Source organism: Candidatus Accumulibacter necessarius (genome assembly GCF_036625085.1).
In genome coordinates this window covers 129,264-153,151 of sequence record NZ_JAZKUM010000009.1, presented here as the reverse complement: position 1 = coordinate 153,151, position 23,888 = coordinate 129,264, and the positions used below count along the sequence as shown (strand labels likewise).

Annotated in this window: 19 protein-coding genes, 3 tRNA genes and 1 pseudogene; 15 read left to right on the top strand and 8 right to left on the bottom strand. The window is 63.7% G+C overall.

Features of this window, described 5'->3' with window-relative positions:
- Positions 1-236 precede the first annotated feature (236 nt).
- The 4 genes from V5B44_RS21790 to glnK form a co-directional block, all read right to left on the bottom strand.
- Positions 237-312, bottom strand: a tRNA-Lys gene (locus tag V5B44_RS21790).
- Between the two features lie 40 nt (positions 313-352).
- Positions 353-428, bottom strand: a tRNA-Lys gene (locus V5B44_RS21785).
- Positions 429-726: 298 nt separating this feature from the next.
- Positions 727-2,208 (bottom strand): ammonium transporter, encoded by a 1,482-nt coding sequence (locus tag V5B44_RS21780; RefSeq protein ID WP_332361146.1) that lies wholly within the window; start codon positions 2,206-2,208, stop codon positions 727-729.
- Positions 2,209-2,218: 10 nt separating this feature from the next.
- Positions 2,219-2,557, bottom strand: a complete 339-nt coding sequence (gene glnK / locus V5B44_RS21775; RefSeq protein WP_332361145.1) for a P-II family nitrogen regulator — start codon at positions 2,555-2,557, stop codon at positions 2,219-2,221.
- A 283-nt stretch (positions 2,558-2,840) separates the two neighbouring features.
- Between glnK and V5B44_RS21770 the strand changes: the two genes are divergently transcribed.
- Both V5B44_RS21770 and V5B44_RS21765 read left to right on the top strand, forming a co-directional pair.
- Positions 2,841-3,095 (top strand): accessory factor UbiK family protein, encoded by a 255-nt coding sequence (locus tag V5B44_RS21770; RefSeq protein WP_332361144.1) that lies wholly within the window; start codon positions 2,841-2,843, stop codon positions 3,093-3,095.
- Positions 3,096-3,170: 75 nt separating this feature from the next.
- A complete protein-coding gene (locus V5B44_RS21765; protein ID WP_332361143.1) occupies positions 3,171-4,670 on the top strand; it encodes a YifB family Mg chelatase-like AAA ATPase in 1,500 nt (499 codons plus the stop codon).
- An 83-nt stretch (positions 4,671-4,753) separates the two neighbouring features.
- Here V5B44_RS21765 and V5B44_RS21760 read toward each other — a convergent pair whose 3' ends face one another.
- A complete protein-coding gene (locus V5B44_RS21760; protein WP_332361142.1) occupies positions 4,754-6,043 on the bottom strand; it encodes an MFS transporter in 1,290 nt (429 codons plus the stop codon).
- 177 nt (positions 6,044-6,220) lie between these two features.
- Here V5B44_RS21760 and bamE point away from each other — a divergent pair, with 177 nt between their 5' ends.
- The 8 genes and pseudogenes from bamE to V5B44_RS21720 form a co-directional block, all read left to right on the top strand.
- A complete protein-coding gene (gene bamE, locus V5B44_RS21755) occupies positions 6,221-6,709 on the top strand; it encodes an outer membrane protein assembly factor BamE domain-containing protein (protein ID WP_332361141.1) in 489 nt (162 codons plus the stop codon).
- 198 nt (positions 6,710-6,907) lie between these two features.
- Positions 6,908-7,318 carry an adenosylmethionine decarboxylase gene (gene speD, locus V5B44_RS21750; protein ID WP_332361140.1) on the top strand — a complete coding sequence of 137 codons (411 nt, stop codon included), beginning with the start codon at positions 6,908-6,910 and terminating at the stop codon, positions 7,316-7,318.
- Positions 7,319-7,377: 59 nt separating this feature from the next.
- On the top strand, positions 7,378-8,742 hold the full coding sequence (locus V5B44_RS21745) for a TrpB-like pyridoxal phosphate-dependent enzyme (RefSeq protein ID WP_332361139.1): 1,365 nt from the start codon (positions 7,378-7,380) through the stop codon (positions 8,740-8,742).
- 8 nt (positions 8,743-8,750) lie between these two features.
- Entirely contained in the window at positions 8,751-9,437 is a 687-nt protein-coding gene (locus V5B44_RS21740) for an SPOR domain-containing protein (protein ID WP_332361138.1), read from the top strand.
- Complete coding sequence (gene coaE / locus V5B44_RS21735; RefSeq protein WP_332361137.1) at positions 9,434-10,057, top strand: dephospho-CoA kinase; 624 nt, start codon at positions 9,434-9,436, stop codon at positions 10,055-10,057. The genes V5B44_RS21740 and coaE overlap by 4 nt, the downstream gene beginning before the upstream one ends.
- A gap of 60 nt (positions 10,058-10,117) precedes the next feature.
- On the top strand, positions 10,118-10,873 hold the full coding sequence (gene zapD / locus V5B44_RS21730) for a cell division protein ZapD (protein ID WP_332361136.1): 756 nt from the start codon (positions 10,118-10,120) through the stop codon (positions 10,871-10,873).
- Between the two features lie 218 nt (positions 10,874-11,091).
- Entirely contained in the window at positions 11,092-12,303 is a 1,212-nt protein-coding gene (locus tag V5B44_RS21725) for an MFS transporter (protein WP_332361135.1), read from the top strand.
- A pseudogene (locus tag V5B44_RS21720) lies at positions 12,300-13,016 on the top strand (GNAT family N-acetyltransferase); the annotation flags it as partial. The gene V5B44_RS21725 and the pseudogene V5B44_RS21720, both read left to right, overlap by 4 nt.
- Before the next feature lie 18 nt (positions 13,017-13,034).
- Here V5B44_RS21720 and V5B44_RS21715 read toward each other — a convergent pair.
- Positions 13,035-13,111: transfer RNA gene (locus V5B44_RS21715), tRNA-Arg, on the bottom strand.
- 115 nt (positions 13,112-13,226) lie between these two features.
- Here V5B44_RS21715 and V5B44_RS21710 point away from each other — a divergent pair.
- On the top strand, positions 13,227-13,673 hold the full coding sequence (locus V5B44_RS21710) for a c-type cytochrome (RefSeq protein ID WP_332361134.1): 447 nt from the start codon (positions 13,227-13,229) through the stop codon (positions 13,671-13,673).
- Positions 13,674-13,764: 91 nt separating this feature from the next.
- Here V5B44_RS21710 and V5B44_RS21705 read toward each other — a convergent pair whose 3' ends face one another.
- On the bottom strand, positions 13,765-14,109 hold the full coding sequence (locus V5B44_RS21705; protein ID WP_332361133.1) for a hypothetical protein: 345 nt from the start codon (positions 14,107-14,109) through the stop codon (positions 13,765-13,767).
- A 164-nt stretch (positions 14,110-14,273) separates the two neighbouring features.
- Positions 14,274-16,268: a UvrD-helicase domain-containing protein gene (locus V5B44_RS21700; RefSeq protein WP_332361132.1), complete on the bottom strand. Its 1,995-nt coding sequence runs from the start codon at positions 16,266-16,268 to the stop codon at positions 14,274-14,276.
- 334 nt (positions 16,269-16,602) lie between these two features.
- On the opposite strand from V5B44_RS21700, the gene V5B44_RS21695 reads away from it, so the two are divergent.
- Genes V5B44_RS21695 through V5B44_RS21680 form a run of 4 tightly spaced genes read left to right on the top strand, consistent with a single transcriptional unit; the run spans position 16,603 to position 23,883 of the window.
- Positions 16,603-19,215, top strand: coding sequence for a cytochrome c (locus V5B44_RS21695; protein WP_332361131.1), 2,613 nt, complete (start codon positions 16,603-16,605; stop codon positions 19,213-19,215).
- 19 nt (positions 19,216-19,234) lie between these two features.
- The gene (locus tag V5B44_RS21690; protein ID WP_332361130.1) at positions 19,235-20,125 is read left to right on the top strand and encodes a hypothetical protein; all 891 of its coding nucleotides are present in this window, start codon (positions 19,235-19,237) and stop codon (positions 20,123-20,125) included.
- A 37-nt stretch (positions 20,126-20,162) separates the two neighbouring features.
- Positions 20,163-22,340 carry a hypothetical protein gene (locus V5B44_RS21685; protein WP_332361129.1) on the top strand — a complete coding sequence of 726 codons (2,178 nt, stop codon included), beginning with the start codon at positions 20,163-20,165 and terminating at the stop codon, positions 22,338-22,340.
- Positions 22,341-22,365: 25 nt separating this feature from the next.
- On the top strand, positions 22,366-23,883 hold the full coding sequence (locus tag V5B44_RS21680; protein ID WP_332361128.1) for a cytochrome c: 1,518 nt from the start codon (positions 22,366-22,368) through the stop codon (positions 23,881-23,883).
- Positions 23,884-23,888 lie beyond the last annotated feature (5 nt).

The window sequence follows — 23,888 nt, the reverse complement described above, 5'->3', positions numbered from 1 at the left end:
ACGGCGAGCGTTACAGCGTAACTACCGCATGACCCTACCGATCCGGCCAAGTGCCGGGTTTTCTTTGGTGCGGAGATGGTTCAGGGCAAGGTTCAAGGTTTCAGGCATGGTATCCGGCATCGGCGCATGGTGGCCGGCGGTAGGCGAAATTGCGGAGGAAAAAGCGGCAAATGTAACCCCGGCGTAACCCCGCAAAAAAGCCCAACCTTGAGAGTTTGGCTAAGTGCTTGATTTGTTGGTGGGGCGTCAGAGACTCGAACTCTGGACCTACGGATTAAGAGTCCGCTGCTCTACCAACTGAGCTAACGCCCCACGAAGCAACCAACGACAGAAGCAGAAGACACTCTTTGACTGGTGGGTCGGGTGGGATTCGAACCCACGACCAATGGATTAAAAGTCCACTGCTCTACCGACTGAGCTACCAACCCTGCAAAGCGGCGAAGTATAGGGAAGGGCATCAGGACTGTCAAGGCAAGCGCGCGCCTTTGCATCCCGTTGGCTTACCCTCGCTGGCCACCCATCCTCACCCTGAGTGGTGACCGGCACGCCCTTCAAACCAAAAACAAAAGTCATATTGCAGAACACCACTTGGTGAGACATCTCCCGGTTTTTTTGTGGCCGATGTTGGCCTGCTTTCTGCATTGACCATGCCATTTCCCGGAGAAAAAAGAGGGCGCCACGAGGGCGCCCTAAAGGGGAGAGACTGTGCCGCAGAGACCGCGATGCTCAGTAGTGGTAGGCTGATTCGCCGTGTGACGTGATGTCGAGACCTTCGCGTTCTTCTTCTTCCGGGACTCGCAGACCAATGATCACGTCGACCAGTTTGAACGCCACCAGGGAAACGACGCCAGACCAGACGATCACGGTGCCGACGCCCCACAACTGGCTGATCACCTGTGCGCTCATGTCGTAGCTGCCGACTGCGTTGGCTACGTAGTCATAGACACCGGTGCCGCCCAGCGCAGGATCCGCGAAGACGCCGGTGAGGATTGCGCCGAGAATCCCGCCGACGCCATGGACGCCAAAGACGTCGAGCGAATCGTCAGCTCCAAGCATGCGCTTCAGGCCATTGACGCCCCACAGGCAGATCACGCCCGCCAGCAGGCCGATGACGATGGCACCGACGACGCCAACGAAACCTGCCGCCGGAGTGATCGCCACCAGGCCTGCCACCGCACCTGAAGCAGCACCGAGCATCGAAGGCTTGCCCTTCAGCATCCATTCCGCCAGCATCCAGGACATCGCGGCACAAGCGGTTGCCACCCAGGTATTGACCATCGCCAGCGCGGCGCCGCCGCTTGCTTCGAGGGCCGAGCCGGCGTTGAAACCGAACCAGCCAAACCACAGCAGGGAGGCACCGATCATCGTGAAAGTCAGGCTGTGCGGAGCCATCGATTCCCGACCGTAGCCAATCCGCTTGCCGATGACGATCGCTCCGATCAGGCCGGCTACGGCCGCATTGATGTGTACCACGGTGCCGCCGGCGAAGTCGAGGGCGCCTTTCTGGAAGAGGAAGCCAGCCGTTTTGCCTGCCGCCTCGCCTGCTGCCGCGTCTACGTAGGCATCCGGCCCGGCCCAGTACCACACCATGTGTGCCATCGGCAGGTAGGAGAGCGTAAACCAGATCACCATGAACACCAGGATGGCGGCGAATTTCGCCCGTTCGGCGAAGGCGCCGACGATCAGGCCGCACGTGATTGCTGCGAACGCGCCCTGAAAGATGACGTAGGCCAGCTCGGATACGACCACCCCTTTGGAGAAGGTTGCCGCGACCGATTCGGGCGTGATTCCCTTGAGGAAGATCTTGTCGAGCACGCCAAAGAAGCCGCCGCCTTCGGTAAAGGCCAGGGAGTAGCCGTAGACGACCCAGAGTACGCTGATCAGCGAGAAGGTAATGAAGACCTGCATCAGCACCGAGAGCATGTTCTTGGTGCGAACCAGGCCGCCGTAGAACAGCGCCAGTCCGGGGATCGACATCAGGATGACCAGTGCTGCGCTGGTCATGATCCAGGCGTTGTCGCCCTTGTTGGCGACCGCTGCTGGTGCGGCCGCAGCGGGTTCGGCGGTGGCCGTGGTGGCAGGGGCAGCGGCCGGTTCGACAGCCGCCGATGTGGTCGCAGCCGGAGCTGCAGGTTTATCTTCCGCCCAGGCTGGAGCGCCGATGCTGACGGCGCCGAGCAGGGCGAGGATAGCGAATATGCGCTTCATGATTTCCTCCTCAAAGTGCTTCTTCACCGGTTTCGCCGGTGCGAATCCGAATGACTTGTTCAATGGCCGAGATGAAGATCTTGCCGTCGCCGATCTTGCCGGTACTGGCGGATTTCTCGATGGCTTCGATCACCTGCTCGAGGAGGGCGTCGCTGATCGCTGCTTCGACCTTGACCTTGGGTAGGAAGTCGACGACGTACTCGGCGCCGCGATACAGTTCGGTGTGACCCTTTTGTCGCCCGAAGCCCTTGACTTCGGTCACTGTGATGCCCTGCACGCCGATTGCCGACAGCGCTTCTCGTACTTCGTCAAGCTTGAAGGGCTTGATGATGGCGGTTACCAGTTTCATGTTGCTCTCCATGTCAGGTGGCATCTGATTGATGCCTCCCTGGTTGAAAGAATGAAGGAAAAAACGAAGTGCTGGCCAGTTAAAAGCACGTTACGTGCCAGGATCAAGTATTCCAAAAAAAACACGGCCTTGGCCTCTGACGGCACGACCTGACCGAGGGTGTTGCACTCCGATTGCGCAGCTATCGCGAGAAATGCACCGCAGTGGTGCGTTTCATGTTCAGGACCGCGCCTGTGCTAAACTCGTTCCGCCCTGCAACCCTCTGCGCCATTCGGTGATTACCATGCTTGACCCCAAAATGTTTGAAGAGCTCGGTGCTCGTCTGAGCAGCATCATTGCCGCCAGTCCAGCAGCCGACATCGAGAAGAACGCCCGCGCACTGCTGGCCAGTGTCTTTGCCAAGCTCGATCTGGTCAGTCGTGAGGAGTTCGACATCCAGACGCAGGTCCTGCAGCGCACCAGGGAAAAGCTGAAGGCGCTTGAAGCGCGGCTTGACCACCTGGAGAATCCGCCGGAACCGCCGGACCCGGCGGCCTGAGCCTCAGGCGCAGGCGTTCAAGCGCCAGCCAGCGTCCGGATTGCTGTCGGCGGCCCTGGTGCGCAATCTCTCGCGATGACTCTCGCAATTGTCCATAGCCGGGGCCTCGACGGGCTCGCTGCTCCCGAGGTTGCGGTCGAGGTGCATCTGGCGGGCGGCTTGCCGAACGTCACGCTGGTCGGCTTGCCCGACACCGAAGTCAAGGAAGCGCGTGATCGGGTGCGGGCGGCGCTGCAGAACTCCGGTTTCGAGTTTCCCCGCAAGCGCATCACGGTCAACCTGGCGCCAGCCGATCTGCCGAAGGAATCGGGCCGCTTCGACCTGCCGATTGCACTCGGCATTCTCGCCGCCTCGGGTCAGATCCCGGGCACGGCCCTGGCCGGCCATGAATTTGCCGGCGAACTGTCGCTTTCTGGCGAGTTGCGGCCGATCCGTGGCGCGTTGGCGATGGTTCTTGCCGCAGGCGGCAAGGGGCGCAGTTTTGTCCTGCCAGCCAGCAGCGCCCGCGAGGCGGCGTTGGCCAGCAAAGTGCAGGTGCTTGAGGCCGGTACCTTGCTCGAGGTTTGCGCGCATCTGACCGGACAGTGCAGGCTGCCCGAATGCCAGGCGGCGGACGGATTAACGGATGAGATCGGCGACTACCCCGACCTCGCCGATGTCCGTGGCCAGGTGCAGGCCAAGCGCGCGCTGGAGATTGCCGCTGCGGGGGCGCATTCGATCCTGTTTGCGGGTCCTCCGGGTACCGGCAAATCGATGCTTGCCAGTCGGCTTCCCGGCCTGTTGCCGCCAATGACGCTCGCTGCCGCGCTTGAATCGGCGGCGGTGCTGTCGCTGGCCGGGCAGTTTAGCCCCGAGGCTTTTCGCCGCCATCCCTATCGTGCCCCGCACCATACAGCCTCCTCGGCAGCACTGGTCGGCGGTGGCAGCGTACCGCGCCCCGGCGAGATCTCGCTGGCGCATCAGGGCGTTCTTTTCCTCGACGAGATTCCCGAGTTCGATCGCCGGGTGCTGGAAGCGCTGCGCGAGCCACTTGACTCGGGCTGCATTCACATCTCACGCGCTGCCCGGCAGGCGGAATTCCCAGCGCAATTCCAGCTGGTCGCAGCGATGAATCCATGTCCCTGTGGATATCACGGCGATGCCCGCGGACGTTGCCGGTGCACGCCAGACCAAGTATTGCGCTATCGCAGCCGGCTTTCCGGCCCGCTGCTCGACCGCATCGACCTGCAGATCGAGGTGCCGGCGGTGCCCGCCGAGGTGCTGCAGCAGGCGCCCGACGGCGAAGCCTCGGCCAGCGTCCGTGCGCGAGTGACCCTGGCTCGCGAGAGACAGACCGTGCGACAGGGAAAGGCCAATTCTCGCCTGACGACCAAAGAGATCGACCAGCACTGCCAGCCCCAGGCAGCGGCAGCGGCACTTCTGAAACACGCCATCAGCCGCTTTGACCTTTCGGCGCGTGCCTTCCATCGTCTGCTCAAGGTTGCGCGCACGGTTGCCGACATCACTGGCTGCGACGCTATCGAGGCGCAGCATGTCGCTGAAGCCGTCCAGTACCGCCGCTTCACCAGGGACTGACGGTGCTCGATCGAAGGGGTCGCCTGCTGCTGCGCCCTCCTGCTATTTATCGTGACCCAGCAGTAGCTAAGCCTGCCGGAGCTTCATCCCGTCTGCCTGCCGTAAGTCTCTCTGGCAAACGGGATCAGGCAAAGGGAGACGACGAGGCAGGCGGCCATCAGGCTGAATCCAGCCTGATAAGCGGTGGCATCGTAAATGCGGGCGCCTCCGGCCGTGGCACCTAGCCAGTTGCGGTCAAGAACCCAACCGACGCTGGGTTGCAGCAACATGCCGCCGAGCAGCGGTCCCATGTTGCAGATTCCCGAGGCGGTGCCCATCAGGCGCGCCGGCACCGATTCCTTGGCGAAGGCAAAGCCGATGATCAGGTTTCCCGAGAAGAACCCGGTGAAAAGCAGGGTGACGATCATCAGCCAGACGGGTATTGGCAGGAAAATGATGACCGCCCAGCCGGCCAGCGCCGCCGCTGTGGTTGCCACATAGAGTGGCCGGCGGCGGCCCATGCGTTCGGACAGGGCGCCGAGGACGGGGCCGCCAACCGCCCAGGCGATCAACAGTAGAGAGGTGATCGCCGCCGCCGCCCTGGTGTCGAGGCCATGCACCTGCCGCAGATAGGGTACGCCCCACAGCCCGGCAAAGGTGAGGACCGCGCCGGCAATGCCAATCGGCGTGATCAGCAGAATCCAGATATTTCGGTAGGAGAGCACCTCGCCCATCCCACGCAGGATCGGTGTGTGGGTCTTGCCGGTGGCTGCTGCCGGGGCATGGCTGAGGTAGGCGACGTCTTGCGGATCATCGCGGACGCGCAGCCAGATGGTCACGGAGAGCAGGGCGGTGAGGGCCGCCGAAGCGCCCATCACCGGACGCCAGCCCCAGGCCTCGATCAGCATGCCGAGGGGTACGCCGGCGATGACCCCGCCGACGACGCCGAACAGCAGGGCCAGGCCCGAGGCCAGGGCAAACTGGCGCGGTGCAAACCAGTGCGTTGCCAGCTTCAGCATCGAGACAAAGGCTACGGCCACCGAAGCGCCGATCAGCAGACGTCCGGCGTTGGCCCACCAGAGATCGGCCGCGACGGCAAACAGGGCCGTGCCGATGGCCGCCACCGCTGCTCCTGCCGTCAGCAGCCGGCGAGGCCCCCAGCGATCGGCGAGGATCCCGGTCGGGATCTGCATTGCCACATAGGAGTAGAAATAGAAGGCCGAGAGGTTGCCCAGTTCGGTCGCGCCAATGGCAAACTCGCTCATCAGCCGGTCGGTCATCACCGCCGGCGCGACCCGCTGGTAGAAGCCGATCAGGTAGAGCAAGGCACCGAGTCCCCATATGCTCCAGGCGACGGCGGCCGGTGGATACCTGTGGTGGCCCGGGTTCAACATGCTTCGCCCGTGTGTTCGCCATCTGCGCTGGCCGGTCGGGCGGGGTGGCGGCCAGCCGGCCAGGGTGCGGGAAAGCTGGAAGATACGGTAGGGCTCAAAGGACTCCTTGTTCTACCTTCGTCTATACTGTGGGCTTGGTCGCAACGATTCCAGCGACAGTGAGTGGGGTAGAAAGACATGTTCGCTAGACCTCTCGCCGGTATCTTTCTACCCGCTCTGATCGCGGTTGGTTTTTCCGCCTGCGATGTCGACCGGCTGAGCAAGCTCAGGCCGGGCAGCAGCACCACCGACGACGTGCGACAGATCATGGGCAATCCAAGTCTCGAGTGGCGGGATGCCGACGGTACGCGCATCTGGGAGTATCCCCGTACGCCGGAGGGAATGGTGAACTATATGCTCGTCATTGGCCCCGACCATGTTCTGCGCGAGGTACGGCAGGTCCTGACTGAAGAAAACTTCAACAGGGTCAGGCCCGGCATGACCAGGGACCAGGTGCGCTACCTGCTCGGCCAGCCGGCTCACCAGAGCCGCTTCCCGTTGAAGCAGGAGACGGTCTGGGACTGGAAGACGAAGGTCGAGCCGGGCATGGAGTGGTACTTCAACGTACATTTCAATGATGGCGGAGTGGTGACGGGGACGAGCACCAACTTTGTTCCGAAGGGCTGAGCGAAGCCGTGGTGTCGGGCGCAATCGATCACTGGCGCCGCATCCAGTCGATGGCACCAGCAGGGCAGGCCGATCCGCACCGGTTGCCGCGCTTGGCTGCAGGGGGCCGTGGATGGTCGCTGGTCGCCGCTCGTACCTGTGGGAGAGATCGGGATCCGGCCGCGGATCTTCCGGTTTGTCGAAAGCTGGGGATCTGCCGTGCATGGATTGCATCTGACTGCTGAGCTCTACGAGTGCAGTTGCGACCCGCGGCTGCTGGCCGACGTCGGCGCCCTGCGGGAGCTCTGCCTGGCGATTTGTGCCGAACCCGGCTTGACGCCGGTCGGCCTGGTCTTTCACCAGTTCGGCAGCGAGCTGGCGCCGGCTGGTGCGACTGGCGCCGTGATTCTCGCCGAGTCACATCTCGCCGTGCATACCTGGCCCGAAATGAAGGCGGTGACGCTTGACCTCTATGTCTGCAATTTCAGCCAGGACAACAGCACGGCAGCACGCAAAGCCTGCCAGCGATTGATCGGCGCCTTTGTTCCCGGGCGATTGGTCCGACGCGAACTGGAACGAGGTGTTCCGGACATTGCCGGGGTCTTACTCCCCTCCGTTGGAAGTGATTAGCGACCGGGTCACGGGGTATACTTCGCGCCTCATATCGAAAATAAGTGCAGGGAGGCTGTGTGGAATCGCTTCGCATCACGCTCGAACAGTCCGAGATCCCGACCCATTGGTACAACGTGGTCGCCGACATGCCCAATCCGCCACTGCCGCCGCTGGGCCCGGACGGCAAACCGGTGTCGCCGGAGCAGATGGGGATGATCTTTCCGATGGCGATCCTCGAGCAGGAGATGTCGGCCGAGCGCTGGATTCCGATCCCCGAGCGGGTGCGCGAGGTCTATCGGCTCTGGCGTCCGACACCGCTGATTCGTGCCCGGCGGCTGGAAGAAGTGCTCGGCACCCCGGCCAGGATCTACTACAAGTACGAAGGCGTTTCTCCCGCCGGTTCGCACAAGCCCAATACCGCCGTGCCGCAGGCTTTCTACAACCAGCGGGCGGGTATCAAGCGCATCACGACCGAGACCGGGGCCGGGCAGTGGGGTTGTTCAATGGCCTTCGCTGGCCAGATGTTTGGCCTCGAGGTGCGGGTCTATATGGTCAAGATCAGCTACCAGCAGAAACCCTTCCGTCGCTCGATGATGCAGACCTGGGGCGCCGAAGTGTTCGCCAGCCCGTCGACCATGACTCAGACTGGCCGTGACCTGCTGAGCAAGGATCCCGAGAGTCAGGGTTCGCTCGGTATCGCCATCTCCGAAGCCGTCGAGGAGGCCGCTTCGCGGGCCGACACCAGTTATGCCCTGGGCTCGGTGCTCAATCACGTGGCGCTGCATCAGACGATCATTGGCCAGGAAGCGAAAAAGCAGTTCGAGAAGGCCGGCGATTGGCCGGATGTCATTTTTGCGCCCTGCGGTGGTGGCTCGTCGTTTGCCGGGGTGGCATTTCCCTTCCTTGCCGACAATGCAGCCGGTGGCCGAAACGGCAAGCCGACGCGACTGGTTGCCGTCGAGCCGACTTCCTGCCCGACGCTGACCAAGGGTTGCTACGCCTACGACTTCGGCGACGCCTCGGGCTTTACGCCGCTGATGAAGATGTACACGCTTGGTCATGATTTCATGCCACCGGGTATTCACGCCGGGGGGCTGCGCTATCACGGGGATTCCCCGCTGGTTTCACAGCTCTACCATGAAGGCCTGGTCGAGGCCGTTGCCGTTGCGCAGTTGGCGACCTTTGAAGCCGGTGTCATGTTTGCTCGCGCCGAAGGCATCATTGCTGCGCCGGAGTCCAATCACGCAATTCGGGCGGCAATCGACGAAGCGCTACGCTGCAAGCAGAGTGGCGAAGCGCGGACGATCTTCTTCAATCTCACGGGGCACGGGCACTTCGACATGGCTGCCTACGACCGCTATTTTGCTGGTGAACTGGAGGATTTCGAGTATCCGGCCGAAGCCATTCGGGCCTCTCTGGAACATCTGCCCAAGGTCGGATGATTGCCTCGATGCGGATTGCCGTTTTCCTTCTCGTCCTGGCCAACCTGCTTTTCTTTGTCTGGACCCGGGGCTACTTGGGCACACCAGCCAATCCGGACGCGCGCCGAGCCGAGCAGCAACTGCTGGCCGACCAGGTGCTGGTCGTTTCGCGCGGCGAGCCGCCAGGTGCAGGCAACACCAGACAGGACGCGGAAAAAGCCGGCGACAGGAAGAGTGCTGACAGCTGTCAATCATGGACTGATCTGGCCAGCGCCGATGCAGACAAGGTCGAGCGCCTGTTGAGCGAGAAATTCCCTGCCTTCAAGGTGACACGACGCTCCGTGTCGGAGAATACTGGCTATTGGGTCTTCGTGCCGCCGCTCGCCAACAAGGAGGAGGTGAGCAAGAAGACGGCGGAACTGAAGGAACTCGGGGTCGAGGATTACTTCGTCGTCCAGGCCAGTGGACCCAACCAGCTGGCCATATCGCTTGGCACGTACCGCACCGCGGAAGCCGCCAGCGCGGGACTCGAAGCCCTGCGCGCCAAGGGTGTCAAGTCTGCCCGAATGGGCGAGCGCACGGGAAGACCGGCCTTGGCCATGCTCGAAATCCATGGCCCCGAAGGGCAGGCTGAAGCGTTGCGTCAGGCGGTTGTCGCGCTGCTGCCTAAGGCCAGTCCCGGGACCTGCCGGGCAAAGGCCGAGTCGACGCCATGAGCTTCATTGTGGGTCTGACCGGCGGCATCGGCAGCGGCAAGACCACGGTTGCCGATCTCTTTGCCCGACGGGGTGCGGCGCTGGTGGATACGGATGCCATCGCCCATGAACTGACCGGTCCACAGGGCGCCGCCATGGCCGCGATTTCTGCCGCTTTTGGCGCTGCTGTGCTGCGTCCGGACGGTGGTCTGGACAGGGCTGCGATGCGCGCCGTGGTTTTCTCCGACAGCTCCGCCAAGGCGAGGCTCGAAGCCATTCTCCATCCGTTGATCCGACAGCAGAGCGCGGCTCGCTGCAAGGCTGCCACGAGTGCCCCCTACGTCCTGCTGGTGGTGCCCTTGCTGGTCGAGACGGGCAGTTATCGTCAGCGTGCGGATCGGGTGCTGGTCGTCGACTGCGACGAGTCAGTGCAGATTTCCCGCGTCATGGCGCGTAGCGGTCTTGCCGCCGACGCCGTCAAGGCGATCATGGCAACGCAAGCTTCGCGGGCCGAGCGGCGGGCGGTGGCGGACGATGTGGTGCTCAACGAGGGCGGGCTGGAAGCCTTGCTGCCGCAGGTCGAAGGTTTGCACCTGCGCTATCTTGATCTGGCCAGGGCCAAACCTCATGCTGGCCGTTGAGGTTTTGCTGCAAATGATTCAGAATCATGGAAAATCCCCGTTTCCGACCCTGGCGGCCGTGTGATCACATACGAATATCCCTTCAATGAACGCATCCGCACGCTGTTGCGTCTGGAGGACTTGTTCCACAAGGCGAGCTGCTTCATGCAGCGGGATGGGTCGCAGGAGCACCATGTGGTTCTTATGACCCTGTTCGAGATCCTTGATGTCGCCGGGCGTGCCGACCTGAAGATGGATCTGATTCAGGAACTCGAGCGGCAGCGCCAGAGCCTGCTGGTTTTCCGGAACAATCCGGCGATTTCGGAAGAGGCGCTTTCCGGCGCCCTCTACGAGATCGAGCACGCTTCTGCGGCGCTACTTGGCATGGCCGGCAAGATCGGCCAGCACCTTCGCGACAACGACTGGCTGATGAGCATCAAGAGCCGCGCCAGCATTCCCGGTGGCGTTTGTGAATTTGATCTTCCTTCCTACCACTATTGGCGGCATCAGGCTCCCGATGTCCGGCGCGATGCCTTGCTTGGCTGGCTGCAACCCCTGCTGCCGCTGCGTGATGCGCTGCGCATCGTGTTGCGCCTGTTGCGTGGCAGTGGCCGAGCCGAGCATCACGTCGCCACCGGCGGTGCCTTCCAGTTGATGCTCGGTGGCAGCAGTTCGCAGATGGTCCGCATTTCGCTCAAGCTGCACGATCCCTACATCCCGGAAATCAGCGCCAACAAGTACGCGCTGAACATCCGCTTCACCCGTCCCGACAGCGATCATCGGCCGCGTCATTGCGACAACGACGTCGAGTTTGACATGCTGTTCTGCAACCTGTAGCCAGGTATCCAGACGGATTGCACTGCTGCCGGGTGCGGCCTGCGCCACAAGTCCTTTTGGCGTCACGAATGCCGGCTTTTCCATTGCTGAGCTTCGCCGCCGCAGGTTCGTTGCCTGAAACAGCAGCGGATCAGGTCACTACGACGCTACTTGGCGCATGAACTCGGACTACAATCCGAACTTTCACGCAGGCTGCTCGGGCAGCCGAGGCCAGAATCATGTTCCGCACCCTCAATCAGCCTGCCGTCTGGGCGATCACGCTTTCAGCCGCGGGCATCCTGATGGTGACCATGGGTGCCCGGCAATCGCTTGGCCTCTTCCTGTCACCGCTGAACACGAGCACCGGGCTGGGCGTCGCGTCGATCAGCCTGGCGATGGCCATCGGGCAATTCACCTGGGGTGCCGTACAGCCTTTTGCCGGCGCCGCCGCTGATCGCTACGGGCCAGCTCGCGTGCTGTTCGCCGGGCTGTTGCTGCTGGCTCTGGGGAGTGCGCTGACACCGTTCATGAGCAGTACCTGGGGCCTGATCCTTTCGCTTGGCCTGCTCTCGGCGATCGGTTCCGGCGCTGGCAGCTTTTCGGTGCTGATCGGCGCTTCGAGCCAGCGCCTGCCGCTCGAAGCGCGCGCTGCCGCTTCCGGTGTCATCAATGCCGGTGGTTCGTTCGGGCAGTTCGTTTTCGCGCCGATCCTGCAGACACTGATTCAGCTTTTCGGCTGGATGGGCGCCATGTGGTCACTGGCGGTGATGACGCTGGCAGCCTTGCCGCTGGTGCGGGTCTTGTCGCAACCGGTCGAATACTCGCCAAAACCCACCAGCCGCGACGCAGGGATCTGGCAGAGTGTGCAGGAAGCGATGGCTGATCGCAGCTATCAGTTCCTGAATCTGGGCTTCTTCACCTGCGGCTTCCACATTGCCTTTCTGGTCACCCATCTGCCGGGCGAGGTGGATCTCTGCGGCCTGCCGACCTCGGTCGCGAGTTGGGCGCTGGCAATCATCGGCCTGTCGAACATCGCCGGCAGCCTTTATGCTGGTTCCTGTGTCGCCCGCTATCGCAGCAAGTATGTATTGTTCTGGATGTACGCCTCGCGCGCCGTGATGGTCGCCATCTACCTGCTGGCGCCGAAGACCGATCTCACGTTCTACATCTTTGCCGCCGGGCTGGGGTTCACCTGGCTGGCCACCGTACCGCCGACTGCCGCCATTGTCGGCAAGCTTTTTGGCGTTCGCTATCTTGGCACGCTGTTTGGCGTGTCCCTGCTCTCACACCAGATCGGGGGCTTCCTGGGGGCTTATCTTGGCGGCCTTGCACTGACGCAGTTCGGTGACTACGCCTGGATGTGGTACGCCGATATCGTCCTGGCAACAGCGGCAGCGCTGTTGAATCTGCCTATCAGGGAAGCGCCGCTGCCCGAGCCGGCGCGCGGATAGTGAGCGGTCTCTCTTTCCCGAACCAGTTTGGCCAGCCGGTCGGCGAATTGCTTGCTGACTGGCAACTCCCGCTAGCCCCGTCGGGCGTGGTGCTGGAGGGGCGTCTTGTCCGCCTCGAACGACTACATGCAGGGCGGCATGCGGCCAGTCTGCATGCGGCAAATGCCCTCGACGTTGAGGGGAGAAACTGGACCTACCTGCCGTATGGTCCCTTCGAGAGTCTCGACGCTTACCGATCATGGATTGAGACAACCTGCAGTGGTCGCGACCCGCACTTCTATGCCGTCATCGAGCAAGCATCGAGCCTGGCGCTCGGCGTCGCAAGCTACTTGCGGATTGCTCCCGAAAGCGGCTCAATCGAGGTCGGTCACCTCAATTTCTCACCACCCCTGCAGCGCACACCAGCCGCCACGGAGGCCATGGTTCTGCTGATGAAACATGCTTTCGAACTGGGCTATCGACGCTGTGAGTGGAAATGCGATGCGCTCAATGCACCTTCACGCGCCGCAGCTCAACGCCTTGGTCTGTCGTTCGAGGGCATCTTTCGTCAGGCGACGGTAGTGAAGGGGCGCAATCGCGATACAGCGTGGTATTCAGTGATCGACAAGGAATGGTCGGCCCTGGCTGTGGCTTTTGCATGCTGGCTGGATCCGGCCAATTTCGACGCCGCTGGACATCAGCGCGTCTCCCTATCGGCCATCACCCGGACTGTCGGCAGTGAGGCGGGGACTTGGCACGCCCGAGACGATTCGAACGTCCGACCCCTGCCTTCGGAGGGCAGTACTCTATCCAACTGAGCTACGGGCGCGTGCAGGGTGCGAAGCTTAACCGGTTTGCTCGGGGTAGTCCACTCCGGTGCTTTTGAGCGCTGCGAAACGGCGGTACAATCCGTTACTTAACCCGTTCACCATCAAGGATTTGGTATGGCTCAACAGCAAAACTCTTCGCGGATGACCCTGATGATCACCATCGTCGTCGCAATCGTCCTGATCGTTGTCATCTGGCCGCTTTCGATGCTCGGCAAAGGCAGCGTCAAGACCGGCAGTACCGATGAGGCGGAAGCTCGCATTCAGCCGGTCGCCAGGCTGGAACTGGCCAAGGCGCCAGCGGCGAAGTCGGATGGCAAGCCGCGTGACGGCGCGACAGTCTATAACTCGGTGTGCATGGCCTGCCACGCGACTGGCGCCGCCGGCGCGCCGAAAGCGGGTGACAAGGCGGCGTGGGCGCCACGTATAGCCACCGGCACTGCGGCGCTGGTCAGCAGCGTCACCAATGGCAAGGGGGCGATGCCGCCCAAGGGCGGCGGTGCCGACCTGACCGATACCGAGATCAAGGCCGCGGTGGAGCACCTGGTCGGTCTGGCCAAGTAGGTCGGGTTTGACCGGCAGCAAAAAGCGGCCACAAGGCCGCTTTTTGCTGCCCCTCGGGAGGTTGTCCCGAAGGCTTCGCGTCTGGCACAGCTTACTTGGTCGGAGCCGGGGCTGCGGCAGGGGTGCTGCCGGCACCGGGCGTGCTGCTAGCGGTGGCTTCGGTCTTCTTGGCCTCGCTGCCCTTGCTCTCAGGCTTGCTGGAAACCTTCACGGCTTTCGGCTTCGCCTCCACCTTGGTTGTTTCCGCCTTGACTTCCGGCTTGGCTGGCGTGACGGCGGCTGGTGCGGCTGCCGTCGTCGGGGTTACCGCGGCCGGCACCGTGGCGGCGGGCTTGCTGGCTTCCATTGGCTTGGCCGGGCTGGTAGCCGGTGCCTGCGCGAAAGCGGCGGAACCAAAGGTAGCAGCGATGGCGATGGCGATAATCTTCTTGAACATGGTGATTTCCTTTCATTGATGGGTGGTTTGTTTCGCTCGGCCGTTTTGTTGGATTCTGTCGTTTCCTTGCAGCCTTGCTACCATCAACGCGGCGACTGACCGGTGGGATGTCAACAGTTGTGTAATGTGCAGTAACCGGGCGTGACCCGAACGCTGCCCGGGCCTTACTTCACCTTGCCCAGCATCGCCTTGAGCGCAGAAAAGCGATCGGCATTGAGCGCCTTGTCCGGCGGGCTCTCTGCCTTGCCACCCGAGAAGCGCAGGTCCTCGCTACCCATCTCGGCAATGAAGCGCGACGCTTGGCAGGGGATCACTTCGCGACCCTGCTGACGCTTCTCCGCGTAGCTCAGGTGCAGCGAGCGCTGCGCACGGGTGATGCCGACGTACATCAGGCGACGCTCCTCTTCGATGCGGCCGTCAGTCTGCGCTTCCCGGTGTGGCAGAACGCCTTCCTCGACGCCGATCAGGAAAACGTGTTTGAACTCCAGTCCCTTGGCGGCGTGCAGCGTCGACAGTTGCACGGCGTCGACCTCGCTATCCTCCCGGTCGAGCATGTTGATCAGGGCAATGGTCTGGGTGAGGTCGATCAAGGTCTTCTGCTCCTCCTCTCCCTTGCGGCTCAACCAGTCGCAGAACTCCTGAACATTGCTCCACTTGACCCGAGCGGTCCGCGCTTCGTCCTGAGCGTACAACCAAGGCTCGTAAGCGATGGCGGTGAGCAGATCGGCTATCACCTGTGCTGCCGGTTCTCTGCCGGCGCGCGCTTGCAGGCGTTTGACGAACTCGCAGAACTCGAGCACGGGGGTGAGTTGGCGTGTCTGGACGCGCGCTGCGAAGCCCTGCTCGAAGGCGGCAGCGAAGAGCGAAATCCGGCGTTCGCCGGCATAGCTGCCCAGCGCCTGCAACGTGCCGGTACCGACGCCTCGCCGGGGCGTACTGACAGCACGGATGAAAGCCGGGTCATCGTCGTTGTTTGCCAGCAGGCGGAGGTACGAAGTGATGTCCTTGATCTCAGCCTTTTCGAAGAAGGACTGCCCGCCGGACAAGAGATAGGGGATGCGCTGGTTGCGCAGAAACTGCTCGATCGCGCGCGCCTGGAAATTGCCGCGATAGAGGATCGCATAATCCCGGAATCTTCCCTGATGCTCGAAGCGGTGGGCCTGCAGCTTCATGACCACCGCCTCGGCCTCCTTCTCCTTGTCCGGGCAGGTATGGACGGTGATTGGATCACCGTGGCCAAGTTCTGACCAGAGCTTCTTGTCGAACAGCTTTTCGTTGTGCGAGATCAGGGCGTTGGCCGCCTTGAGGATGCGGATCGTCGAGCGGTAGTTCTGTTCGAGCTTGATCACCTTGAGGTTCGGGTAGTCGCGCGGCAGCCCGCGCAGATTGGCGATATCGGCGCCGCGCCAGCCATAGATCGCCTGATCGTCATCGCCGACGGCGGTGAATGCGGCGCGCGGTCCCGCCAGCAGCCTGAGCAACTGGTACTGGCTGACATTGGTATCCTGGTATTCGTCGATCAGCAGATAGCGCAGGCGGTTCTGCCATTTGTCGCGGATTGCCGGCTGCTTCTCGAAGAGCGCCACGGGGATCGCGATCAGATCGTCAAAGTCGACCGCCTGGTACGCCCTTAGAGTCGCCGCATAACTGTCGAACGCGTTGGCAGCGAGAGCCTCGCTATCGGTCTGGGCATTTTTCCGCGCCTCGTCCGGCGAGACGAGGGCGCTCTTCCAGTTCGAGATCAGCCACTGCAGCTTGCGTATGGTGGCCTTGTCGACACTGCCGGCCAGCTCCGAAACGATACCGAAGCAGTCGGTCGAGTCCAGGATCGAAAAGCCGGGTTTGTAGCCGATGCTGCCGGCCTCCTCGCGCAGGATACGCACCCCGAGAGCGTGAAAGGTCGAGATCGTCAGGCCTTGCGAAGGTTTGCCGGCAAGTAGCCTGCTCACCCTCGCCTGCATTTCGCGCGCTGCCTTGTTGGTGAAGGTGATCGCTGCGATATTGCCCGGGCTGAAGCCGCAGGACTCGATCAGGTAGACGATCTTCTCGGTGATCACGCGCGTCTTGCCCGAGCCGGCACCGGCGAGGACCAGCAGGGGTCCGTCGAGGTAGCGGATTGCTTCACGTTGCGGGGGGTTCAGCACGGATATCGCGGACATCGCCGGGGGTCGGGGCTGGGTCGGGGCGCGATTCTAGCATGCCGCAGGCGGAAGCCTGCCCCGGCGATCGTCGTGTTCGTCTGTCGCCCGCCGAGTGCGTTCGCGATCGATGCCAAGAAGCAGGCGACCTCCGCCCCGCCGGCAGCCGCCAGTGCCACATTTGCCCGGTGAATGATCTGCGAGTCCCGCATTCAGCAACTCTATGGAACCGCCCCGGTTCAAGCCTGTTCTCATTGCCAGTAGGCTCACGTGGCCACCGGGAAGCGTCGTGCGGGCAAACAAGAACTGACAAGACCGCGGACCCTGGATGTGTCTGGACATCAGGAGAGAAGACATGAAACGTGCTCTGCTTGCCGCGGTGGCGGTATTGGTCATGGTCGGCGCCGGTGTTGGCGTCTTTCACGAGCGAACGGCAGGTGACGCCTATGCCCAGAGCGCCCCGGCTGTTGCCGTCGCCCCGCCCGTGCAGGCGCTTCCCGAAGTGTCCAGCGTCGATCAGGACGCCCCCTACCACGAGGCCTGCGCCCGCGAGGGACTGAACGAGTCCGAGTGCGTCGGTCGGCTGATCTGGTTCAAGGCCACTGCCGGCAACGACCGCTTTCATACCTATACCTTCCAGCAGCGCATCGGTGTGCTGGTCGACTGGTTCCGCGTGCTGCGCGCCGACCAGCGCGATGATCGCTTCTGGGCCTGGGGAATCATCAACGATCCGGCCTGCTGCAAGCCCGGCGAGCCCGACTGCCCGGCCCGCTCGGTCGACGAGACCTACGGCTTCGACTGGTGCCCCGGTGACGACGTGCTGCTCAAGTATGTCGGCAAACCGGGCTACGTCGATCCCGCTTGCAGCCTGAAGGATGCGGCGCTGGACGCCGACGATCCGCATAGCCAGGGTGGCAAGGCCGACCAGCGACACTCCGCCTGCGACCTGAAATTTGGCACTTCGACCGGTGCGCTGGGCATCCGCAAGTTTCCCAATCCGCGCTTTGACGCCGCCAAGTGGACGCAGCTCAACGGCGGCACGGCGACGTGGTCCGGCTACAGCCGGACGCTCGCCGCGACCAGCGGCATCGAATCGGATCAGCGGGTGAGCAAGCTGGCCGACGCTTCGGTCGAGCCGCCCTTCCTGATCGGCACCTCCTGTGGCTCGTGCCATATTGCCTTTGACCCGCTCAACCCGCCGGCTGACCCGGCACATCCGAAGTGGGAGAACATCAAGGGCCTGATCGGCAACCAGTACACCCGCATGTCCGAGTTGCTGGGGTCGGGGATGCCGATCAGCAGCCTGGAATACCAGATGTTTGCCCACGCCCGGCCGGGTGTCACCGACACCTCGGCAATCTCGCACGACCAGATCAACAACCCGGGTACGATCAACGCCCTGATCAATGTGGCCCAGCGGCCTGTATTCAAGGGCGAAATGGTCACCAAGTGGCGCAAGGCCAACTCCTGTGGCGCCGAGAAGGACGAGGACAAGTGCTGGTGCGAACCGGGCCGCAACGGCAAGTGCTGGCAGAAGAGCACGCGTGAGGACGACACGACGGTCGTCAACCTCGGCGGCCAGAAAGTCGTGCTGCCCGGCGTGCACCGCATCCTCAAGGGTGGCGAGGATTCGATCGGTGCGCACGAAGCGATTCAGCGAGTCTATTTCAACATCGGCTCGTGCGCCGAGCAGTGCTGGGTCAATCACTTCTCCGACATGCGCCAGGTCGACCCGGAGCAGCGCGGCTTTGGCCAGACGCCGTTCAACATCGGGCAGTGCCGGCGCGATTGCCCGAACTTCCGGGCGATCGAGGATCGTCTGCAGAATCTGCTTGATTTCTTCGCTTCCGCCGAGTCGGACCAGACCGACCTGGCTGCCGCCCGGGCCAGGGCCCGTCAGGCGGCGAGTCCGGCTGCGAGCTACAGCCGCGCCGATTTCGTCGTCGAGCTGGAACAGGAGTTCGGCAAAGGCGCTGTCACGCGCGGGCAAACGGTGTTCGCGGAGAACTGCGCGCGCTGCCATTCCAGCATCCCGGAGAGCGACGGCGGGCCGTTCAGGAACCGTGACTTCGCGGCTGCCAACCCGCAGCACCCGCGCCAGGTGCGGGTCGATTTCCTCGGCAACGATCAGCCAACGCCGGTTACCGAGGTCGGCACATTCCGCTGCCGGGCGCTGCACTCGAACCACAAGGCTGGCCACCTGTACATGGAGTACGCTTCCGACACGCTGCGCAAGCAGCCACTGGTCGCCGACATTCCCGAGCGTAACGAACTCAAGGACGGCGGTCGCGGCTATTACCGCAACATTTCGCTGGTCAATGTCTGGGCGACGGCGCCGTTCATGCACAACAATGCCATCGGTCCCGAGGTCTGCGGTAAGCCTGCCAACAAGGCCAACGACTTCCACCGCGCCCGCTATGTCGACGCCAGCGGCAAGCCGCTCGATCAACAGCCCGACTGCCTGCGCTACGACCCCAGCGTCGAGGGACGCTTCGAGCTCTACAAACGTTCGATGTTCGAGCTGCTGCACCCCAGGGAAAGGGGCTTCAAGCGCACACTGACCAACGCCGACCTGCTGATCGACGTCGGCGTGCGGCCGCTCGACGGCACGACCGAAAAGCCACTGTTCGGCTTCGGCCAGGTGAAGGTCCCGGCGGGTACCAGCGCCGGTTTCCTCAACGGGTTGACGCACAAGCAACTGGTCGGCGACCTGTTTCTCGCCAGGCGCGATCCGGCGAAACTCGAAGCGGCCGGCAAGAAGGATCAGGTGCCGGTACTGCAGGCGATGGCCGACGAGATCCTCAAGCAGCCATCGCGTTTCGTCGACATCCTGCGCGAGCGGCGCGACTTCATCAGCGCCAACTACCAGACCTGCACACAGGAGATCGAGAACGAGGGCCATCGTTTTGGCGAGGATCTTTCCGAAGCGGACAAGAAGGCGCTGACTGCCTTCCTGGCCACGCTCTAAGGCCACCCGGAGAATAGACATGAGACTGCCGAAGATTTCTCTACTGCGTACCGGTGCCCTCGTCCCTGCCGCCATCGCCCTCACCCTGGCCGCGTGCAGCGAGCCGGAGCCACCGAAAATCGGCTTCGCCCCCTACGACAAGAGCCACCAGTCGAAGATGGACCTGGCCCAGGTGGATTACAAATATCCGATTGCAACGGCCGAACTGGCGAAAATCACCCCAGATTACCTGGCGAAGCTCGACCAGGAGCAGCTCGACCAGCTCTACGCCCGCCTGACTGCCGGGCCGATCCCCGACGGCGCCTTCGATGGCCGCATCCTGTTGCCGCGCGGCGAGAGCGGCAAATTCCGGCTGTCCGAAATCGTCGGCGGTTTCGCCGGTACTGCGCTGCACCTCAAGGGGCTGGTGATCGAGGAAGTCGGCGAAACGCTTTGGCGGGGCAAGGTCTTCTTCCGTGACGAGCGGGTGTTGCGCAATCGCATCGAGGATCTATCGCTGCTGAAGAAGGCAGGTTTGGTCGAAGGCGACCCAAAAAAGATGAACTATGGCGGCAAGGAGACCTGGCTGCTGTTCCCTGCCAAGCTGTACTGCGGCCAGAGTCTGCTCGATGCCCGACGGGAATCGATCATCATCGATTACTTCTTCAGCGATGAAATCGCCGGCTACCAGGAAAAGCCGGATTACCTCGCCGGTCGTCGAGGCCTGCGCGTGCGCGACGAAATCCGCATGATCCGGCCGGGCTTCTACCTTGGCCGTGCCTATCTGGACCGCGGTTTTGCCCTCAATTTCACCCTCCACGACCGGGCTACCGACGACAAGGCGAGGGAGGACTTCGTCAAGACCGGCAAGGTGCAGGAAGAATGCTGGCCAGGGACACAAACGCGGACGCTCGCGGCCGCGGCTTCCTGATCGGTGCGTGCTGGCCGGCTGGCAGTGAAAGTCCCCGATGAGCCGGCCCCAGGCTCTGCTGCTCCTGCCGGCGCTGCTGCTGGGTTTCACCTGCGGCCAGGCAAGCCACGCCCAGGCGGCTGGGGCCCCGGCGCCGACCTGGGTGGTTGACCCGGCGCTACCCGGTGAGAACCTGCCCGGCGTCGGGCGCTCGCTGTTCGACCGGCTGTTCGCCGTGCAGCGCGGCGAGCAGGCGGAAATCGAACTGCCGTTCCCCTTCGAGGCCCTGCTCGCCAGGCTCGACGCACAACTGCAGCGCGAGCCGGCCAGCCCGCTGCCACCGGCCAAGCGCGTGCTGATTCCGCTCGGTCGCTCCCTGCAGCGGACCGCTGCCGCGCCCGACTACTTCGCGTACCCGCGGGTGGTCGTCGCCGTCGATGCATCGCCGGCGGCGTTCGGCGCGCCGCTGCTCAAGGACCGCCTCTACCTCGGCTATCAGGAGAAGTCGGCGGTGCTCGAAGTCATCAGTTACAACGAGGCCGCCGGTCGCTTCGAGTTCCAGCTGGTCAAGGACTATCGGGCGGGCGGCAAGCCGAAGGTGGTTTACGCCCCCCGCACGCTGTGCTTCGCCTGCCACCAGAACGGCGCGCCGATCTTCTCGCGCGCGCTGTGGGACGAAAGCAACGCCAATCCGCAGGTTGCTGCCTTGTTGCTCGCCAGCGGCCGCCGGTTTTACGGCATCCCTGTCGAGCGTGGGGTCGACGTCCCTTACGCCATCGACAACGCCAGCGAGCGGGCAAACGGCTTCGCGCTGACCCAGCTGCTCTGGCAAGAAGGCTGCGGTGGCAACGACGTCACCGGCCATCGCTGCCGCGCCGGCCTGTTCGCCGCCACCCTGCGCCACGCGCTCGCCGGTGGCCAGAGCTGGACAGCCGATGCGGACTTCGAGCAGGCGGTGGCCGCGCCGCTGCGCGCCGAAGCTCGCCGTCGCTGGCCCGGCGGGCTGGCGATCGGCAATCCCGACATCGCCAACCGCAATCCCCTGCAGGGCATGCGCCACTGGCCGGCTGACAGCGCCGCCCGAGTGGCCTTTTCGCATGTCGCGGCGCCTTTCGACCCGTTGCTGCCGCGACCATCACGCGAAGTCTGGCGGGCCGATGCGCCCGACGCGCTGCGCAAGCTGGTAGCCGGACTCAGCGAGTTTGTCGCCGCCACCGACCGGGCCCGGCTCGACGCGGCTCTGGCGCGGCCGGCGACGGTGCCGGTCGTGCGCGTCACGGCACCCTGTCGCTTCGCGGCGAGCAAGGCAGCGTCGCGTGCCTCGCTGCGCTGCGTCGCGCCCGGCGGCACGCTGCTCGAAGGAACGCTCGCCTGGCAGGCCGGGCGACTCGTTGATGGCGATTTGACGCGGCTGACGCTGGCCGACGGTACGGCGTTGAACGCCGTCAGACTGCGTCCCGCCGGCCGGGCGACGCCCGCCGTGACGAAACTGCAGCCGATCGTGGACGGCCGTGCAGCGCGCACCGCTGCTGGCAACGCCATCGCCGTCATTGAGGTCCGGCGCCCTGCCGGCAACGATCACGGCGAGGTCATGATCGAAGTCCGCCAGGATTTTGCCATCGTCCAGCAGGCCGTCGACCGCCTGGTCAGCGGACCGCAGGTGGCGGCGCTTTTCGCACCGGCCCCCTTCCCGCGCGAGCCGCTCTTCGCGGCGCTGTTCGGCGAGCTGGGCATGGCCGGCGCGCGCGGCGGCACAGGCTGCTGCCAGGCTGCGCGCGCTCTGCCGCCACCGCAGCTCGAAGTACCCGCCGTCGCCCCCGCTGAGCCAGCCGCCGCCGCAATGCCGCCGACGGCTGCCAACGACACGGCGCAGCGCAGCTTCCAGCCTTACTGCGCCGCCTGTCATCAGACGGCCGAGACTTTCCCGCCGAATTTTCTCCAGGGCAGCCCGGCCGAAGTGGTCACCCGACTGCGCCACTGCGCGCCGCGGCTCTACGTGCGTCTGGCGATGGCCGACCTGCTCCCCGAACAGCGCGAAAAGACGCCGATGCCGCCGGAAAGTGTGTTGCCGGCTTTCGCCAGCAGTTCGCAAGCCTGGCGCAGCAGCCCGCTGCGGGCGGCGCTGCTGGCGCAGGTGGAGGGCTGGTTGCGCGCCGAAACTGGCCAGTCACCGCAGCTCAGATCGATGCTGAGCGCGGGTTATGAAGCCTTGCGACCCTGTTTGCCGCCGCAATAAATCAGCCAAGGAGGAGGGAAATCCCATGAACGACGTGCAAACCCCGATGGAAAGCCGCTGGAAGCGGCGTTTCCTGATCCTGCTGCTGGTCATCGTGGCCATCCCGGTCATCCTTGTGGGGTGGCTGGCGATACGTTTTGGCGGCGACGTGCCGGTCGACTACGACAGTCCGGTCGAGCACTTCAAGTACGGCTCGACCGGCGGCGAACACGAAATGGGATTCCCGTACTGGATCTGGCGCGTCCTGCCGGCAGTCTGCCCACAGTACCTGCCCGGCAAGGGCTACCAGTCGCTGGGCATGGTCTACGAAAGGAATGCCGACGGCAGCGACCGCGATCTGCCGATCGGCACCTCACAGCGGCGCTACCAGGGCATCGACCGCGTCTTCGTCAACTGCGCCGTCTGCCACACCAGTACGGTGCGCACCGCTGCCGGGCAGCCGCCGACGATCGTCCTCGGCATGCCGGCTGCCACTTTCAACATGAAGGGCTTCGAGGAGTTCTTCTTCCGCTGCGCCGCCGATCCAAAATTCGCCAAGGAATACATCCTGCCCGAAATCGAGCGCCAGGGCGGCGAACTTGATCTGCTCGACCGCTATCTGGTCTACCCGTTGGCAATCGCCATCATGCGCGACCGCGTACTCGCGCTGGCCGGGCGCTTCCAGTGGGTCTTCGATCAGCACGAGTGGGGTCCTGGGCGGGTCGACACCTTCAATTCGGCAAAGGTCATCTTCAACTTCCCGATGGCGCACCTCGATCCCAGAGAATTCGATGCCCCGGCCGATTTTCCCTCGCTCTGGCGCCAGCGTCAGCGCAAGGAGCCGCGCGAGATGCAGCTGCACTGGGATGGCAACAACACCACCGTCGAAGAGCGCAACAAGAGCGCCGCCTTCGGCACCGGCACGACGCCGCCAACGATCGACCTCGCGCGTATCGCTCGCGTCGAGGCGTGGATCATGGATGTCACGCCGCCGGCCTTCGGCCAGTTCTTCCCGATCGACGAGAAACTGGCGGCAAGCGGTGCCCCGATCTACCAGGAATACTGTGCTGCCTGCCACGGCGCATCCGGCAGCGATTTCAGCGGTGAGTACGTCGGCCAGGTCACGCCGCTGGCGGAAATCGGCACCGACCGCCGTCGGCTCGATTCCTACACCCATACCCTGGCGGTGAACCAGGCCACGCTGTACGCCGGCTACCCCTGGCGCTTCACGCATTTCCAGAAGACCCACGGTTACGCCAACCTGCCGCTCGACGGCCTCTGGCTGCGGGCGCCCTACCTGCACAACGGCTCGGTGCCCAGCCTGCGTGCCCTGCTCGAGCCGGCGGCGAGCCGGCCCGCCACCTTCTATCGCGGCAACGACGTCTACGACCCGGTCCAGGTCGGCTTCGTTTCTGATCAGGCCGAAGCCGGTGGTCGCCACTTCTTCCGCTTCGACACCGCATTACCCGGCAATGCCAACGTCGGGCACGAAGGCAAGCCCTACGGCACCGAACTCAGCGCCGCTGAAAAGACTGCCCTGCTCGAATTCCTGAAGACCTTCTGAGGACC

Excerpts from the sequence above, each read along its gene's own strand:
- V5B44_RS21780 (WP_332361146.1), bottom strand. The coding sequence starts at position 2,208 with ATGAAGCGCATATTCGCTATCCTCGCCCTGCTCGGCGCCGTCAGCATC.
- glnK (WP_332361145.1), bottom strand. The coding sequence starts at position 2,557 with ATGAAACTGGTAACCGCCATCATCAAGCCCTTCAAGCTTGACGAAGTA.
- V5B44_RS21770 (WP_332361144.1), top strand. The coding sequence starts at position 2,841 with ATGCTTGACCCCAAAATGTTTGAAGAGCTCGGTGCTCGTCTGAGCAGC.
- V5B44_RS21765 (WP_332361143.1), top strand. The coding sequence starts at position 3,171 with ATGACTCTCGCAATTGTCCATAGCCGGGGCCTCGACGGGCTCGCTGCT.
- V5B44_RS21760 (WP_332361142.1), bottom strand. The coding sequence starts at position 6,043 with ATGTTGAACCCGGGCCACCACAGGTATCCACCGGCCGCCGTCGCCTGG.
- bamE (WP_332361141.1), top strand. The coding sequence starts at position 6,221 with ATGTTCGCTAGACCTCTCGCCGGTATCTTTCTACCCGCTCTGATCGCG.
- V5B44_RS21740 (WP_332361138.1), top strand. The coding sequence starts at position 8,751 with ATGCGGATTGCCGTTTTCCTTCTCGTCCTGGCCAACCTGCTTTTCTTT.
- coaE (WP_332361137.1), top strand. The coding sequence starts at position 9,434 with ATGAGCTTCATTGTGGGTCTGACCGGCGGCATCGGCAGCGGCAAGACC.
- V5B44_RS21725 (WP_332361135.1), top strand. The coding sequence starts at position 11,092 with ATGTTCCGCACCCTCAATCAGCCTGCCGTCTGGGCGATCACGCTTTCA.
- V5B44_RS21710 (WP_332361134.1), top strand. The coding sequence starts at position 13,227 with ATGGCTCAACAGCAAAACTCTTCGCGGATGACCCTGATGATCACCATC.
- V5B44_RS21705 (WP_332361133.1), bottom strand. The coding sequence starts at position 14,109 with ATGTTCAAGAAGATTATCGCCATCGCCATCGCTGCTACCTTTGGTTCC.
- V5B44_RS21700 (WP_332361132.1), bottom strand. The coding sequence starts at position 16,268 with ATGTCCGCGATATCCGTGCTGAACCCCCCGCAACGTGAAGCAATCCGC.
- V5B44_RS21695 (WP_332361131.1), top strand. The coding sequence starts at position 16,603 with ATGAAACGTGCTCTGCTTGCCGCGGTGGCGGTATTGGTCATGGTCGGC.
- V5B44_RS21690 (WP_332361130.1), top strand. The coding sequence starts at position 19,235 with ATGAGACTGCCGAAGATTTCTCTACTGCGTACCGGTGCCCTCGTCCCT.
- V5B44_RS21685 (WP_332361129.1), top strand. The coding sequence starts at position 20,163 with ATGAGCCGGCCCCAGGCTCTGCTGCTCCTGCCGGCGCTGCTGCTGGGT.
- V5B44_RS21680 (WP_332361128.1), top strand. The coding sequence starts at position 22,366 with ATGAACGACGTGCAAACCCCGATGGAAAGCCGCTGGAAGCGGCGTTTC.